Below are 15888 nucleotides of genomic sequence, written 5' to 3'. Positions count from 1 at the left end.
CATGTAGACAGTAGAGAATACGGCACAGGGCCATTTATGCCTCAACTGAAAGTTGAAGAAGTCGCAGTTGATGGACGGGAAGTATTGCACTGAACTAGTGCGGTATAAGTTAACGCTATATTTGAGATAATATTTAGGTATTACATCAATGTGATGGCATGACTTTCTTAACTAACCATCCTGAATGGGGGGAGTTCCTCCATTCAGGCGGGATCTCCCTCCAATACATCATTTTTTCGCCTGCATATCACCACGACACCGCCTTGAGCAGAGGGGGTAAACCATCGCCATTCCTTGATTAAAATTTCCAGCTGTAAACCGATGTGTTCTGCGGGTCCGATAGGCCTTTTGATGATATGAAATCGATAGCTTTTGGTGGGGAAGTGCTGCCGCAGTTTGGCAATGCGTTTTGAACCCAAAAGGTGAGAGGACATGATGATGGGCTGAGATGATTGCGCCAAAGAAGATTTAAGTGTGGTGATGAGTGAGAACCAAAACTGAGAGATCTCCCTGACACCAAGCTGGCCAGTACTGACCCAGGGATTGAGGTGTAGCCAAATGAAACCGGATTTTTTCTTGAGCGCAAATACTGGTTTTCTGAATAGTAATATCAGGCAGGACAGGGGTCTCAGTAGGAACGGAGAAAGAAACAAAACAACCAGAATAAATAGATTCTCTGGTGCGATAAAAGAAGATGTTATGAAGGTCGTGATAACAACACAAAGCGCCAGCCATCCAGTCACGATTAATATCATGACAACCTTGTCTATTTTCATCTCCACACTCCCTGCCTGACAAAAACTGCATTTACGCATAATGATGAATTATGAGCTTGAGGAAACTCTGCAATCGCAACTGAAAAATAGATCAAGAGTTTTATCTCTAAAATAGGTAGTGAGTTTTGCCTTGTCTGCAGGCGGATAAATCATAATGTGATGAGCGTTTACCCAATGATTAATAGGGGCGCTAATGCTGGCGTGGGTTGTAGACAAAATTAACCGGGCAAGGGAGGAGGTCTCACTGCCTGCAGTAATACATAACACAGACGCCGATGGCTGGTTTTCTCCACAGAGTGCGGAGGAGCTTCTTGCAAAGGAGAATCGCAAGCGAGCGCTACGGCAGCTTTGGGAAAGTAGCCCGTTTTCCCGTTCGGTCTGGGAAACTTTCTGGCTGACTCCCGCCAAAGAGCTGGCGGTCAGGTTACAGCAATTACCAGCAGCCCAAAGTGGCTCTTATGCTCGGGAAGGTGGAATGCTTGATGAGGCTTTGGATGTCGCTGTTTGTGCAGTACGGTTGTCCCGAGGTTGGATGTTACCTCCCGGCGTGGCACCAGAAGAACAGGCTGAACAAAGTTCAGCTTGGTGTACGGCGATATTTTGGGCTGCATTGCTGCATAATCTGAGTGCACTGAATGAAATGACTGCTTTTCATCAGGATGGCTCGCGTTGGCATTCTGGGCTGACAGCACCTTCTACATGCTGGCGAGTCAGATTCACACCTGCGACACCTGAGACTGTACTCAAGGCCACTATAGTTGCTCACCGACTGCTTCCTGAACAAGGCCTGTGCTGGTTATCTCGCTGGTCAGAGGTAACAGAAAAGCTGTTGGCTTATTTGTCAGGAAATAAAACTGCTAGTGGAGTTATTCATGCTGCTGTCAGCGAAGCCCGGCAAAAATGCGGTCTCCAATCTCCCGTGTTTACTGTGGCATTAACACTACCCATCCAAATGTCGGGCCGCCTGACTAATGACTCTTCATCTAAATTTCAAAATGAATTAGCAGAAGTGGCTGAGACGCAAAAGGCGACAATACCGCAGGTTAGCGCCGAAATATCTGAGAAATCTTTCTGGCATTGGCTAGTTTCTTCGGTGGCCGATGGTCGGCTCACAGTTAACGCCCAAGATAGTTTGGCACATATCATAAAACAGCATGTTTTTGTTCAGACGCCGGACTGTTTTTATCGTTATTTAGCCACAAAGCCAAATGCTAAAATGGATAAGGATGATATTCAGAAGAACTTTGAGGCACTAAACCGTCATTATTCTCGCAACGGTAAGGGTATCTATACTTACCGTAAATATGAAAACGAAAATAGGGATGGCCGATTTATCAAAATATTCGGTTATATGATCCCACTTACTCTTATTTTCACTCATGGGACTATTCCCAATGACAGTAAGTGGCTGTCAGCTAATAAATAGATATTTAATAATGCATTCAATAAATCTATATGGAGATAGAAATGATTTCGGCTAATTATGACGATATTCTTCAGGACTATTTTTTTAGTAAGTCATTGAGGCCAGCAACTGAATGGAGTTATCGCAAGGTAATCAATTCCTTTAGACGCTATACCGGAGATCATCTTTTGCCTGGTGAGGTGAGTCGATTAATTGTATTGAACTGGCGACGGTATGTTTTAAATGAGCAGGGACTCTCATCTATCACCTGGAACAATAAAGTTGCCCATATGAGAGCCATCTTTAATCATGCACTTTTACATGATTTTGTTTCACATAAAGAAAATCCATTTAATGGCGTTATCGCGAGGCCTGGTGTCAAACGTAAAAAAACGCTAACTCAATCTGAAATTAAAAAAATTTATTTGGTGATGGAGGCGCGAGAAACGAAAGAGCATGTTGGAATCATGGATAAATCACGATCTGCATTAAGACCTGCATGGTTTTGGCTCACGGTGGTTGATACATTGTGTTATACCGGTATGAGACAAAATCAACTCTTGCATATACGCTTGGGGGACGTCAATCTTAATGACGGATGGATAAATCTACGGTCCGAGGCCTCGAAAAACCATAAAGAGCATCGAGTACCGATAGCCCGAGTGTTACGCCCGAGGCTGGAGCGGTTGGTTGCAGCGGCGATAGACAAAGGGGCTAATCAGGTGGATCAGTTATTCAATATCAGTCGGTTTGATGGGAGAAAAGAGTCTGTCACTAATAATATGGATAGTCCGCCATTACGTTCTTTCTTCCGCAGGCTTTCAATTGAATGTCGCTGTACGATCAGCCCACACCGATTTCGGCATACGATAGCCACTGAAATGATGAAATCACCGGATCGTAATCTGAAGGTGGTTCAGACTCTGCTAGGGCATTCAAGTATTGCGGTCACGTTGGAATATGTTGAGGGCGATATAGACAGCCTCAGACTGGCGTTGGAAGAGACTTTCAAGAGAAAAGAGGTTTTTTTAACAAAATCGGTATAACAGAAATAAAAAATTACCGTTTTCCTTAACTGGATATTGTATTAAGTGGCCAACAAAATTGGCCACGATTGTAGAATTTTTCTAAAAATAATCGTCATATCGGTCTGTTTTTTCAGCAATTTTCACGTTTTTTTATCCGAATTGTTAATGTAATTATCTTATTTATATTGTTATATGGTGACTTTCCTTGTAGGACCATTATCGAGGTAAAGCATCTTGGGGCGGCCCATCAACGAGAACGCAGGCTCAGCCTTGGGTGCCATGGCGGCGTAGAGGAATCGCAGAGCTGACCCCGTATCCTCCCCGCCGGCGGGCCGCTGATAATCCCGCCAGTGTATGTTCGCGGACCAGGTTGCGTTCAAACTCGGCCAGCGCCCCAAAAAGATGGAAAACCAGACGGCCGCCGCTGGAAGTGATATCAATGCTTTCCTGCAGACTGCGAGTCCGACGTGTAATCCGTCGAGCCGCTCAACCAGTTGTAACAAATTTTTCAATGAACGTCCCAGGCGATCCAACCGCCAGATAACCTCTGTATCACCGGGGCGCAGTGTATAATCAGCCTAGCTAACCCTTCACGTTCGGCCTGAGCCCCACTCACCGTGTCTTCATAAATACGCTCGCACCCGACCTGCGTCAGTGCATCACGCTGCAGATCGAGATGTTGATCGTCAGTGGAGACCCGCGCGTATCCGATAAGCATGATAGGTATTCCAGTAAGTCACGAAATTTGAGTATATATGGAAAATGATAGGTGGAATGAGAAAGTGTTATCCAGCTATGCTGATTGCAGGTCGATCCTGAATGTCACCAGATGGCGTCCATAAAACGGTCGTATTATGGATAGGGGATAGATGTATTCTTTATTTATTGCATGACAAAATTAAATTAAAGAAAATGATTGCGATTAAAATTAATATATCCGATTACAATAACGACCTGGTGATTATTTTGATAATATGCAATTGGTTGATTTAATCCATTTAAATTAAATTCATCTATTCAAATAACAGATATTTCACAATCCTACATTGACTAAAATCATTATTACTCCTATTTATTAATTAGCTAGAGAACTCATGGATATTCACATGGAGGGAACCTGATTTCTAGTGGTAATGCTGTCGATTAAAAAACTTTAACCGCAACGGCGCTATTTTAAATATGGGATCATAAACTATGTCATTTGAAATAATATCACCTCAGTTACTGGCGGAGTTTGAAACAAGAAAAATAAGCAGTTCTACGGTTATTGATATCCTTGACGGTCTGCAGGCCGGCAATGCGTTGACGCCAAAAATACAAGCAATCAATGTGTCCGATCATTATTTTGCCGCCCAGGCTTATACCGTCAGCTGGAAAATGGTGCGTAAAGGCAGTGACATTATGCAAGCACAGCCCGCTACCTGGTCGCAGGTCAGTCGCTTTTTGGTGCCCGAGCTACACAGCGGAGCGGGCCTGGTCTACGTTGCCGGAGCCGGACCGCTACTGACTCATGCCGCGCTGGCCGGTGGCATGAGCTGCACCTACTTCGAACAGTTAGGTTTTGCCGGTGTTGTTCTAGGCGGTGCAGTGCGCGATCTGCGCGAACTTAAGCAGCTATCAGTGCCGGTAATCGCCAGCAATCCTATTCCTACCGATACCCAGGGCGCTTACTGGGTGGCGGAAACTGGCACCTACTGCCAGATAGAGCAGGTAACTGTGCAAAGCGGCGATTTGATGGTTTCAGACATCAACGGCACAGTAGTGGTGCCGCTGGCGCTGACGGCGCAACTTCTGCAACAGGCGCTGTCTATCGACAGCACGGAAAATTCCATGCTGGAAAAAATCAGACAGGGTGCACGCCTGCCCGAGCTGATTAATACCACTGGCAGAATTTAACCCTTCCATTATTAACGAGATAAATAATGATAACTGTCCATACGCTGGGGCCGGCGGGTACCAATTGCGAAAAAGCGGCGCACCTGTGGTTGAAAAATAACGGCCATCGCGGCGAGGTTAAATTACACCAGACGCTTGAGGATGCCGCTAAATACATGAATGAAACCGATGTCGACGATATTTTGTTGGGCTGCATCGTTTATCCAGAACTTCACCATCTGGTGTTCAAAAACCTCAGTAATTTAAAGCTAATAGATTGCTTTGTCATGGATACCCATAACATGGTTTTCGCCAGCAAGGGCCAAAACCCAGGCGAAATCAGAACCGTGGGTTCTCACCCGGCGCCACAGGATTTAATTCACCAGGTGCCGGGCATCAATAAACAACTGTCCATCAGGCTGTTTAATTCCAACAGCGAAGCGGCTCGTCAATGTGCGGCGGATGCTGTCGACGCCTGCATTTCCACTGATATCTCCGCCCGCCGCTGTGGACTGACCCTATTGGCCGACTTCGGTCCGGTGTCGATGGGGTTTTCCATCCACGCAAAAATCGTCTGAATAAGACAATGACTTTTAACGTTAACCGACCAAGAAGGCAGATATCCCTATGAGCTTACATTTAGGCAGCGAAATGGTGCCCTACGATATGGACTTGCAGCGTCCGGAAGGGACCGAAAGTAAAATCACCGCCAGATTCGTGCATGGTACTGGTTTTACCCTGGCGTTTTGGCAATTCAAACCCGGAGCCAAAATTCCTGAACACAAACACTTACATGAAACCGCCACCACTATTCTGCAAGGCTCGCTGCGTCTTACCGTTGATGGCCGTACCCTATATCTGCACGCGGGCGACACCTTTGTTATTCCCTCATGGGCTGTCCACCATGCCGAAGCGCTGGAGGATTCTGAGGTACTGGATGTTTATACGCCGGTGCGTGAGGATTACGTGGCCAGACAAAACGGCGTCACCGAAACCTACCTGACCCAATCACAGCTCGCCGACTAACGGTGAGCAATAAACGCAGTCTACGTCGGCCTGCCGTGGCCCTTTTTCGCTGTCCCTTCTGTGAGTGAGCATCATGATATTCATCCATGATATTGACGTGCTGACCGGTGAGTTTTACCGGGAGCGAGAATTATCCTGTAGTAATCCCCCAGCGCAGCATGAGGACTGGTCGCCCGCGTCATGGCGGCGTTTTCCCGCTAAACAGCAGCCGGTTTATCCCGATACCTGTGCACTGCAATACTACGAGAAACAGCTGCAACAGAGCCCACCATTAGTATTGGCCGCTGAAATTCGTCACTGTCAGCAGCAGCTTGCCCAGGTCGCCGAAGGCCGCGCATTCCTGCTTCAGGGCGGTGACTGCGCCGAGTCTTTCGCCGATTGCCAGACCACCTCGGTGCGCGATCACGTCTTGACCATGGAGCAAATGGCGGCGTTGATTCATCAGGCTACCGGGCTGCCGGTGCTGAGAATTGGCCGCATCGCCGGACAGTTCGCCAAACCGCGCAGCCAGCCGGAAGAAACCGTCGGCGAGCTCACCCTACCCAGCTTTCGCGGCGAGATTATCAATGGCCGCGAATTTAGCGCCTACGGCCGCACGCCGGATCCACAGCGTATGCTGCGAGCCTATCACCACTCGGCCTCGACTCTGAATCTGTTGCGTGCGCTGGATAACTCAGTCTTTTCGTTTTACACCGTGCAGCAGCAGGAGAGCCTTCACCCCGGTGTGACCGAGCAATACTACCGAACACTGCGCGCGCAACTGGAGGACTGCTACCGCAGCGTCAACGATCAGCTGCCGCGCCAGCCGCTGTTTACCAGTCACGAAGCACTGCTGCTCAATTATGAGGAAGCGTTAACCCGGCGGGATCTCGCCCACGGCGGCTGGTATAACTGTTCGGCGCACATGCTGTGGTTGGGGGAACGCACCGGTGATATCGATTTCGCCCATGTCGAATATCTGCGCGGTATCGCCAACCCCATCGGCATAAAATGCGGCCCGGCGATGACCCCGGCCAGACTACTTGGCCTGCTGGAACGGCTCGATCCACAGGGCACGCTGGGAAGAATCGTGTTGATCGCACGTATGGGGCTGATGCAAATAGATGCCAAGCTCCCCGCGCTGATCCAAGCCGTTAAGGCCTCCGGCTATCCGGTGGTATGGGTGATAGATCCGATGCATGGCAATACCATTACTGCCGCCTCCGGGCATAAAACCCGCGTTTTCACCACCATAGTGGCGGAAACACAAGCGTTTACCGCCATTATGCATCGACACGGCGTCCATCCCGGGGGCCTGCACGTTGAAATGACCGGCCTGGAAGTGACCGAGTGTACTGGAGGGATGCAGCAAATCAGTGACCGGGATTTATCCCACCGTTACTACACCGCCTGCGATCCGCGTCTCAACCGGACGCAGACGCTGGAGTTGGCTTTTTTGCTGGGCCAGGCCTGGCAAAATACCGACTAAAGCTCCGCGCTACCACAGTGTTACCCCGCACCCTGACAAGCCTACCAGGGTGTTTTTTTGTTGTGATTGAGGTTTTCAGATGCAGTTATTGCGAGTTAGTGAAAATGGAATGCAGGTCGGTGTGGATAAATGCAGGTTTATTTGCAGCTAATCTGAGTCGGGGACCATTTTCAGTTGCAGTTAATCTGGGCTGGAAATCGAGGGTAAATACAGGTCAAGCCGATTTCAAATGCAGGTCACTACAGCTATTGGGAAAGTAAATCAGGAATAAGCGCCAGATAACCTCCGTATTTGTCCGACCAAATGTATGTAAGTCGCTGCACCAGATCTGATTAGCCCCAGTGGCCGCACACTGGGGCTCCAGATGATTAGGGATATCAACATGTGCTGTTGTTGTTTTTTATAGTGATGCTTAGACCACTATCAACTGATTATGTTTGTTTCATTATCTTACTGGCAGATAGCGACTGAAAGAGCACCTTTTTTGCTACTCATCCCAGCAGTGCTTAGAGTCTCCGCATATCTATAGAGTGTTTTTTGCAGGTCGGAAAAACTTCATTGGCTACATACTAATATGGGCTCATGACTATTATATATAGTTAATGAAGAGTCGTCGTTTTTTATAGCTTTAAACATACTAAAATTTATATCATCAGTTAACGCTATGAAATCTTTCAGTTTTTCATTAGGAGCATTGTCTTCTTGTGTTATATATATATCTATATCTCTTATATCATAATTGTCACCAGATGACTCCAAGCTAAAACTGGTTGTTCGCTTTATTTTATATGTTTCTTTTTGACCTATAAGATTGCCATTAAATGATACGATTCCGCTATTTTTAATATAGTTAAGCACTATCGAAACATGTGTTTTTAATATCATACCATTTTTTTCAACTCGATCCTCGATGTAGTCAGATTGACATGAAAAGGAATTGTGAATTGTTTTCTTTTCATAAAATGAAAAGAAAACAATTAAGGATATAGCCAGGGTCAAGATAAAGGAAATTAGCAGTGTTTTTTTCATAATTAAGCCTATCGGTCGTGTCTTATTAGTGTCTTACAGTAGGTCGCTTTACCTTCATTATTAATTGTGCACCTCGATATAAAACTGTATGATGAAAGTGAATTATTTTCAAATACTCGGTAATGAAAAATGTTTTCATGTTGAACAGTGCAAACTATATTGTTTTGTTTTAAATCCGCTTTGGCAATTTTTATTAAATCATCAAGACTTTTTTCTCCTCGGTTACCTAAAGAATATACGCTGCAATTATTTTCCTTGAAAAGAAAAACAGTTTTTTTACTTGGGAGTACTTTTGGATTTTCAACGTTGACATAAAAAATCGCAAGAACTGTACATAAAACAATTATGGTGAAAATAATAATTATTTTTCCTGATGTTATGAACTTTTTAGTATTATATGAATTATTATCTTCTGTTTTATTTCTTTCCCCGCTTACATCAGTAGTTTCCATTAATGGCTGTTTCTGATGGTTTGCCGTACTCTCCGTCAAAATAGCCGCATTCTCAGTGATAAGAACCGTTTCAACATTCGCACTAAATTGCAACCCACTCTTAGGAATGGTTACTATCATTTTAGAATCGCACCCAAGACTGGTAAATGCCTTACGAATCTCACTAATGTAACTATTCAAATTGCTGTTTGACCCTACAAACCCATAGTCTTCCCACACATTTTTAAGCAATTCGTCTCTGGAAATAGTGGTACCATTTGACTTTATTAGCTCAACCAGCAGTCGAGACGCCGGTGCCGAAAGTGTTAATTCGGAATCACCATTGTCTAGCAAAACCAGACTTTTTTGCTCAGGAGTGAATACTAATGAAAAATTTAATATGTATTTCATATAATTGGATGCTTTACTTGAAAAATTAATGATATTATCGCTTGTACTAAGTTATTTGTAAATTCAAACTAAGAATCCTATTAGTCGATGGGAGTTAAATAGTAGACGCGACCTACAAGTCTATGGGGGGCAATGTACATTGGACTATCCCCCTACACCAGTATTACTGGGGTAAGGGAATTTTCCTGGAACTGGGGTTACCTCTATCTATTTAACGGCTTGGGTAATAATAAACGGAGAGAAATAATCAATTTTTCCTAAAAAGGGGGGGAGTATATGGCAATGAACGTATATTATTAAACTGAAAACCAAGCTTTAGGAGGCGCATTTTGTAAAGTTATCGTTTTTATTTGTGTGTAGGCATTAAGTGTTTCTTTGCAAAACTCTCTGCCAATACCACTATTCTTATATCCACCGAAAGCAGTGCCATCGGTAATGTTTGAATAACTATTAATCCAGACTGAGCCAGCCTCTAATTTATCTGCTGTCTCCATAGCCTGTGTCAGGCTACGGGTGTAGATACCGGATGCCAATCCATATTCGGTATCATTTGCTTGTTTAATCATGTCATCATAATCAGACCATTTTATTAAAGTGAGTACTGGCCCGAATATTTCTTCTTGGCAGATGCGCATATTATTTTCTGCAGAAAAAATTGTTGGTTCTATAAAGAAACCGTGCTCACAACCAGAGATTATACGCCTATTTCCGCCAGCCAATAATCTTGCTCCCTCATTTATTCCCGTCCGTATATATGAAAGCACCCGCTCACCTTGCTTTGGCGATACTAAACAACTAACCCGTGATTCTCCCTCTAAAGGAGGACCAACAGGTATGCGTTTGAATGAATCTACTAGTTTTTCGGTGAAGTCATCATATATATCCGCGTGTACAAATAATCGGGTACCTGCTAAACAAGATTGCCCATTATTATGAATTGCGGCAAAAGTGACATTATCGACTACGGCATCAATATCATCGATATCTGAAAAAACGATATTGGGGCTTTTCCCACCTAGCTCCAAAGTGATAGGAATTAACCGTTCCGCTGCTGCCTTTGCCACTATCTTGCCAACCGCGGTACTGCCAGTAAACGATAGCTTCCTAACTTTTTTATTACTGGTTAATGCTGCACCAGCAATATGACCTAACCCGGTAATAATATTTACAACTCCACGAGGGAATATCCTTGCAATATGCTTGCCTAGTTCAAGAGTCGATAATGATGCGTTCTCATCTGCTTTCAAAACTACTGTATTGCCAGTGACCAATGCTGGTGCAAGTTTAAATGCTGCCATAATTGCCGGCGCATTCCAGGGGATTATTTGACCACAAACACCTAGCGGTTCGCGTTTTGCCAGGCTGTACCCGCCAGTAATAGTTTTGCCTACATCTTCATGGCCCATAATGATTGAAGCGAAGTAGCGATAATGGCGAATTGCGATCTGATAGTCTCGACGTACCTCACTAATGCAACGACCAACATCATGAGCATCAAGTTGTGCCATTCTTTCCAAATCCTTCTCTAGGGCACTTGCCAGCGTTTGAACTAATTGCGCACGAACGTGCTGTTCAGTGGCTTTCCAGCTAGGAAAAGCAGCATCAGCGGCAAGTACGGCACGTTCAACGTCATGCTCATCGCAATAATGTAAATCTGCTATGTGTTTTCCTGTTGAGGGGGAAATGATTGGATGTATGTTATCGTTATGTAGTTCAAACACACCATTAATGAGTGGTCCGTATTCTTTATCTAAAGTCATATTAAATCCTAATTATTCTAACTGATTGACAACGGAGATCATTATTAACAGTTCTGTATGGATGAAATAGAACGATATTGCTTTAAATACTGATAGTGAAATAAGCAGTCATGGATATACAAACAACTTTATGAAGACAGGGGAGCCCGGTTTATTAGTCCATGGAACACGTTCTGGTAAAATGACTTTTATGGATGGTCTAGAACTTTTTCTCGGGATAGGTGATTACGCTATGGAAGAACGTTTTAATAGCATAAAAAAACTATTTACGCCGGTTGAGTTTTATTTTTACCTGAAAGATAGGTTTTTGATAGATTTATCTCGTGACAAAAAACCGTTGCATTTAATTTGTTGTTTTTCAGGGCAAGCCTCCAATAGTCAGCATGGCACAACAATTATCCAATATAGCGCAAAGGCCCATATGGTCTTATGGTTTACATGAAGTAGTGGGAGCTAAAGATATAGAGAAGGGGCTTATGGATCTTATTAATGGGAAAGGAAAACTCTTCAATTCCAAGGGTGTGAAAATTAAATCTGAACTGATTTACCCTCAATTATAACGCATGAAACTTAAGAGGTTCAGCATAAAAAACAAACAAAAGCTGAAATGATTAAAAATATAGTTTTATATTCAATAACAGTAATGACTCAGAAATTGCGTTATTTTCCGCCACTATTACCAGTGATTTATCGAGGCCAACAAACTAGGATAAATCATAATGGAATCAACTAATATTCTTAAATACAGATAGGGGGTGGCAATGCAAAAATGTGCTCCTCACAGGATATCACATATTAAGATAGTGGTTAGTACCATGAGTAAAGTAGGCATTACATACATAAGATATCTAGGCGCGATGGTGTGGCCGTCGCTGCCACACCATCGCGCCTTAAATAAACATCGGGAAAATGATTGCGGCGTCACACTCAGGGCCCAGGAGTGGGCTCTCTAGAATAGGAAACTCGCTGCAGGCTACTTTTCGCCGAGGGAATACCGGCATCAGCGGATAACATTAACTTAGAAACAAATTTTTCTGGATATAATAGGTCAAGATAAACATGAAATTTACTAACTTTTTTAAGCGGGGGCCGTCAGGTAACATTAACCTGCACCCTGAAAATGCAGAGCCATACTCTTATTATAAAGCCATAGAGGTAAGTAGGGAATGTAGGTATTATAGACCAAAGCTGCGATTATTTAAGAAAAAGTATGAAGTAATATTCAGGTATGGATATACAAACAACTTTATGAAGACAGGAGAACCAGGCATAATAGTTCATGGAAGCCCTAATGGTAGATTAAAATTTTTTGATGGTATAGAACCTCACCGCACGGCAGGTGATTATAATAGCAAGAAGAAAAGTCTGACACCGCTTGAGTTTTATCATCACCTAATATATAGGTTACAGATAGATTTAGCTCGTGACAAAAGACCGTTGCATTTAATTAGTTGTTATTCAGGGCAAGCCCTCAATCATCGGGAAATGAGCGTGGCACAACAATTATCTAATATAATGCAAAGACCCATATGGTCTTATGGTTTACATGAAGTGGTGACATATAACTGCCGCCTAAGAGGGCTTTATGATATTATTCATGGGGTAGGAGAATTCATCGATAATAATCAAGTAAAAATTAAACCCAAAATGATTCGGCCTAATTGGCATGGTGTCATATAAAACTTAAGAGTTTCTTGAGCGGGTGCGGAGTAAAATCAGACAGATTGGACCGGTTAATTTCCGCCTTCCTGCCGGTGAGTGAGTGCAACAGTATCGCCACCGCCCCCAGCAGTGGCTTAGCGAACCAGGCAAAGCGTAATTTGGGACGTGTCTAAGTAGAAGACTAGAATGTTGCGCATTCATATGGACTGAAGTAGCTAGTAAATGTAGGGGGGGGTAGTGGTCAACAAAAACTGGCCACAGCTTTAGAGTTTTTCCAGAACAATCGTTCTGATTCATTCGGCGTCAAACCACCATTATATTGATGAGGTCTGAGCTGGCTGTAATATCCTGTGATGTGATTCGTTATTGCCGTGCTGGCTTCGCTAAAATTCGCGTAGCCATTATCCGGTACCCACTCTGTTTTCAGGCTTCTGAAGAACCGTTCCATTGGACTGTTATCCCAGCAATTTCCACGGCGACTCAGGCTTTGCTTTGTCTGATATCTCCACAGTAACTGTCTGAAATTCCTGCTGGTATAGTGACTGCCTTGATCCGAGTGATACAGTAAATTAGCCGGTTTTCCCCGTGTTTCCCAGGCCATCGACAGGGCTTTACCTGTCAGTGCGGAATCAGGGAAAAATGACATCGCCCAGCCAACCGGTTTACGGGAAAACAAATCGAGTACAACAGCCAGATAAGCCCAGCGTTTTCCCGTCCAGATATAAGTCACATCACCGCACCAGGCCTGATTAGGCTCGGTAACAGCAAACTGGCGATCCAGATAATTAGGGATCTCAATGTGTTCCTTAGACGCCTTCTTATAACGATGGCCAGGTTGCTGACAGCTGATAATATTGAGCGCTTTCATCAGCTTTGTTGCCCGCCAGCGGCTCAGTTTTATACCTTTGGTGGTGACCATTGCGGCAATGCTTCGCGCTCCTGCTGAACCGTTACTTTCGCGATAAACTTCACGCATAAGGCTCAGTAATGCCACTCTCGTGGCGTCAGACTTCCTGGGCTGCCGCCAGTATTTATAACTGCTGCGATGAACCCCAAACACGTTGCACACAACGGCAACAGGAAAACACGCCCTGAGTTTCTCAACTAATGAGAATTGTTCAGGGAGTCTGACATCAAGAGCGCGGTAGCCTTTTTTAATATATCCCTTTCCATTTCAACGCGTTGAAGTCTTTTCTTCAACTCACGTATCTCAATCTGCTCAGGTGTCATGGGTGAAGCTATGGGTGATTTTCCCGCTCGCTCTTCTTTCAGTTGTCGAACCCATTTATCCATCGTGGATTTGCCGACATTCATCGCAGTGGCAGCGGCGGCAACGGTGTAATGCTGATCGAGTGCAAGCTGGGCAGCCTCGAGGCGAAACTCGGGGCTAAAATTGCGTCTGTTACGTCCGGTCATAATGTCACCTGTTTTGACTCTGAGGTGATGATATCACCTCTATTCAGGTGGCCAAATTCACTATGCCACTACATACCTCAACCTCTATCCCTGTAACTACCAGGAGTAACGCCGTAGGTTAATTTAAATAATCGACTCAAGTGAGATTGGTCGGCGAAGCCACATGCTATCGCAACCTGAGCTATATTCTCGCCAAAGGACAGCATTACCTTAGCTTTTTGTAGTTTGAGTTGCCGTTGATAGCGGCTAGGAGATAACCCAAACGTTGATGTAAATTGGCGACATAGATGAAATTTTGACATGCCAGCGGCCTTAGATAGTTCATCCAGTTGGAAAATGTTCACATAATTGTCGTGTAAGTATTCTTTCGCGATCATTAAACTTCTTAAAGGAATATAATCCCTTTTTTGAAATCCATAAAAAGAGGGGTGTTTGATAGTATTAATAAACTCGGCTAGGGCTTGGATCCAGGACTCCTCACGTTCAAAGTTGTTAGCTTGACTATTAGTTAATACACTGGCGGCGGCACAAAGTTTTTGCGAAAGCTCTGGCTGATAAAAAAATCCACTATGAACGGATGCCAATTTTATTTCCATGCTTTCCGCAGCTTTAAGAATAGTTTCCGTTGAAGGATAAAACATAAAATAATGGCATCCATCTTGCCCGATTGCGGAACCTCCATGGATCTGTCCAGGAGCAATAGCGCTAATTTGCCCACGTTTTACTATATGATCTCCGTTACGGTTAGGGCTGCTATCGTTTGCTCCCCTAAGTACGACACCAATAGACCAAGTTTCATGCCAATGGGCATCAAACTGATGATCGGAAAAGTTTGCGACTAATAACTCTAAGTTACTTAAATCATCAAATCTATATATCCTGGCAATATTTTTCATGCTGTTTAACTATTAATATATTAAGAGGAGTGGATTAGCATAATTGATTTATTATGAACAGAGGAACTCGTTTACGAGGAATACAGGGGGTTTTATAGATACTTATTTTTTGAAACCAACAAAATACTTTATCAAAATATGGATGTTAACATACCTTTCCTGACTATATGATAACCCTTAGAATTGACCTGCTCCCCGTTGATTAGTACACCCCGATGTTAGTAATGTCTTCATAAGCCACATGAGGACATCCCCATGAAGAAGCGTTTTTCCGACCAACAGATCATCAGTATTCTCCGCGAGGCTGAAGCCGGGGTATCCGCTCGGGAACTCTGCCGCAAGCACGCCATTTCCGATGCCACTTTTTACACCAGGCGTAAGAAGTATGGCGGTATGGCGGTATGGCGGTATGGAGGTGCCTGAGGTTAAGCGCCTGAAGTCGCTTGAGGAAGAGAACGCCAGACTCAAGAAGCTGCTTGCCGAAGCCATGCTGGATAAAGAGGTGCTTCAGGTGGCTCTTGGGCGAAAGTACTGACGACAGACCAGAAGCGGGAAGCCGTGATGTTGATATGTGATGTGACCGGTCTGTCGCAACGTCGTGCCTGCAGGCTCACAGGTTTATCCTTGTCGACCTGCCGCTATGAGGCTCAGCGTCCGGCTGCTGATGCGCATTTATCAGGGCGCATCACTGAGCTGGCACTGGAG

14 protein-coding genes and 2 pseudogenes are annotated in these 15888 nt (G+C 44.4%); 9 read left to right on the top strand and 7 right to left on the bottom strand.

Going from position 1 to position 15888, the window contains the following annotated elements:
• Positions 1-203: 203 nt before the first annotated feature.
• A complete protein-coding gene (locus ACNSO8_RS10375) occupies positions 204-776 on the bottom strand; it encodes a hypothetical protein (RefSeq protein ID WP_418394558.1) in 573 nt (190 codons plus the stop codon).
• Positions 777-969: 193 nt separating this feature from the next.
• On the opposite strand from ACNSO8_RS10375, the gene ACNSO8_RS10370 reads away from it, so the two are divergent.
• Positions 970-2202: a TraI domain-containing protein gene (locus tag ACNSO8_RS10370; protein WP_418394557.1), complete on the top strand. Its 1233-nt coding sequence runs from the start codon at positions 970-972 to the stop codon at positions 2200-2202.
• Positions 2203-2243: 41 nt separating this feature from the next.
• Positions 2244-3227, top strand: a complete 984-nt coding sequence (locus tag ACNSO8_RS10365; protein ID WP_418394556.1) for a tyrosine-type recombinase/integrase — start codon at positions 2244-2246, stop codon at positions 3225-3227.
• Positions 3228-3518: 291 nt separating this feature from the next.
• Here the strand turns inward: ACNSO8_RS10365 and ACNSO8_RS10360 are convergent.
• A pseudogene (locus ACNSO8_RS10360) lies at positions 3519-3927 on the bottom strand (recombinase family protein); the annotation flags it as partial.
• A 476-nt stretch (positions 3928-4403) separates the two neighbouring features.
• On the opposite strand from ACNSO8_RS10360, the gene ACNSO8_RS10355 reads away from it, so the two are divergent.
• From ACNSO8_RS10355 to ACNSO8_RS10340, 4 genes are all read left to right on the top strand, one after another.
• A complete protein-coding gene (locus tag ACNSO8_RS10355; RefSeq protein WP_418394555.1) occupies positions 4404-5105 on the top strand; it encodes an RraA family protein in 702 nt (233 codons plus the stop codon).
• A gap of 26 nt (positions 5106-5131) precedes the next feature.
• Positions 5132-5662 carry a prephenate dehydratase domain-containing protein gene (locus tag ACNSO8_RS10350; protein ID WP_418394554.1) on the top strand — a complete coding sequence of 177 codons (531 nt, stop codon included), beginning with the start codon at positions 5132-5134 and terminating at the stop codon, positions 5660-5662.
• Positions 5663-5711: 49 nt separating this feature from the next.
• Positions 5712-6110, top strand: a complete 399-nt coding sequence (locus ACNSO8_RS10345) for a cupin domain-containing protein (protein ID WP_418394553.1) — start codon at positions 5712-5714, stop codon at positions 6108-6110.
• Positions 6111-6183: 73 nt separating this feature from the next.
• The gene (locus tag ACNSO8_RS10340; protein ID WP_418394552.1) at positions 6184-7578 is read left to right on the top strand and encodes a 3-deoxy-7-phosphoheptulonate synthase class II; all 1395 of its coding nucleotides are present in this window, start codon (positions 6184-6186) and stop codon (positions 7576-7578) included.
• Between the two features lie 555 nt (positions 7579-8133).
• Here ACNSO8_RS10340 and ACNSO8_RS10335 read toward each other — a convergent pair.
• From ACNSO8_RS10335 to ACNSO8_RS10325, 3 genes are all read right to left on the bottom strand, one after another.
• The gene (locus ACNSO8_RS10335; protein WP_418394551.1) at positions 8134-8607 is read right to left on the bottom strand and encodes a hypothetical protein; all 474 of its coding nucleotides are present in this window, start codon (positions 8605-8607) and stop codon (positions 8134-8136) included.
• A gap of 8 nt (positions 8608-8615) precedes the next feature.
• Positions 8616-9449 (bottom strand): winged helix-turn-helix domain-containing protein, encoded by an 834-nt coding sequence (locus tag ACNSO8_RS10330; protein ID WP_418394550.1) that lies wholly within the window; start codon positions 9447-9449, stop codon positions 8616-8618.
• Positions 9450-9745: 296 nt separating this feature from the next.
• Positions 9746-11209, bottom strand: coding sequence for an aldehyde dehydrogenase family protein (locus ACNSO8_RS10325; protein WP_418394549.1), 1464 nt, complete (start codon positions 11207-11209; stop codon positions 9746-9748).
• A 130-nt stretch (positions 11210-11339) separates the two neighbouring features.
• On the opposite strand from ACNSO8_RS10325, the gene ACNSO8_RS10320 reads away from it, so the two are divergent.
• Both ACNSO8_RS10320 and ACNSO8_RS10315 read left to right on the top strand, forming a co-directional pair.
• Positions 11340-11651 (top strand): hypothetical protein, encoded by a 312-nt coding sequence (locus ACNSO8_RS10320; protein ID WP_418394548.1) that lies wholly within the window; start codon positions 11340-11342, stop codon positions 11649-11651.
• Between the two features lie 617 nt (positions 11652-12268).
• Positions 12269-12889 (top strand): hypothetical protein, encoded by a 621-nt coding sequence (locus ACNSO8_RS10315; protein WP_418394547.1) that lies wholly within the window; start codon positions 12269-12271, stop codon positions 12887-12889.
• A gap of 223 nt (positions 12890-13112) precedes the next feature.
• Here the strand turns inward: ACNSO8_RS10315 and ACNSO8_RS10310 are convergent.
• A protein-coding gene (locus ACNSO8_RS10310; protein WP_418394546.1) for an IS3 family transposase occupies positions 13113-14287 on the bottom strand; the annotation gives its coding sequence in 2 pieces (ribosomal slippage) (positions 13113-14029 and positions 14029-14287; 1176 coding nt in all).
• A 77-nt stretch (positions 14288-14364) separates the two neighbouring features.
• On the bottom strand, positions 14365-15183 hold the full coding sequence (locus ACNSO8_RS10305) for an AraC family transcriptional regulator (protein WP_418394545.1): 819 nt from the start codon (positions 15181-15183) through the stop codon (positions 14365-14367).
• 255 nt (positions 15184-15438) lie between these two features.
• On the opposite strand from ACNSO8_RS10305, the pseudogene ACNSO8_RS10300 reads away from it, so the two are divergent.
• Positions 15439-15888: pseudogene (locus ACNSO8_RS10300) on the top strand (transposase); the annotation flags it as partial.

The organism is Yersinia sp. LJYL362 (assembly GCF_048323875.1).
This window is presented reverse-complemented; position numbering and strand designations above follow the sequence as displayed.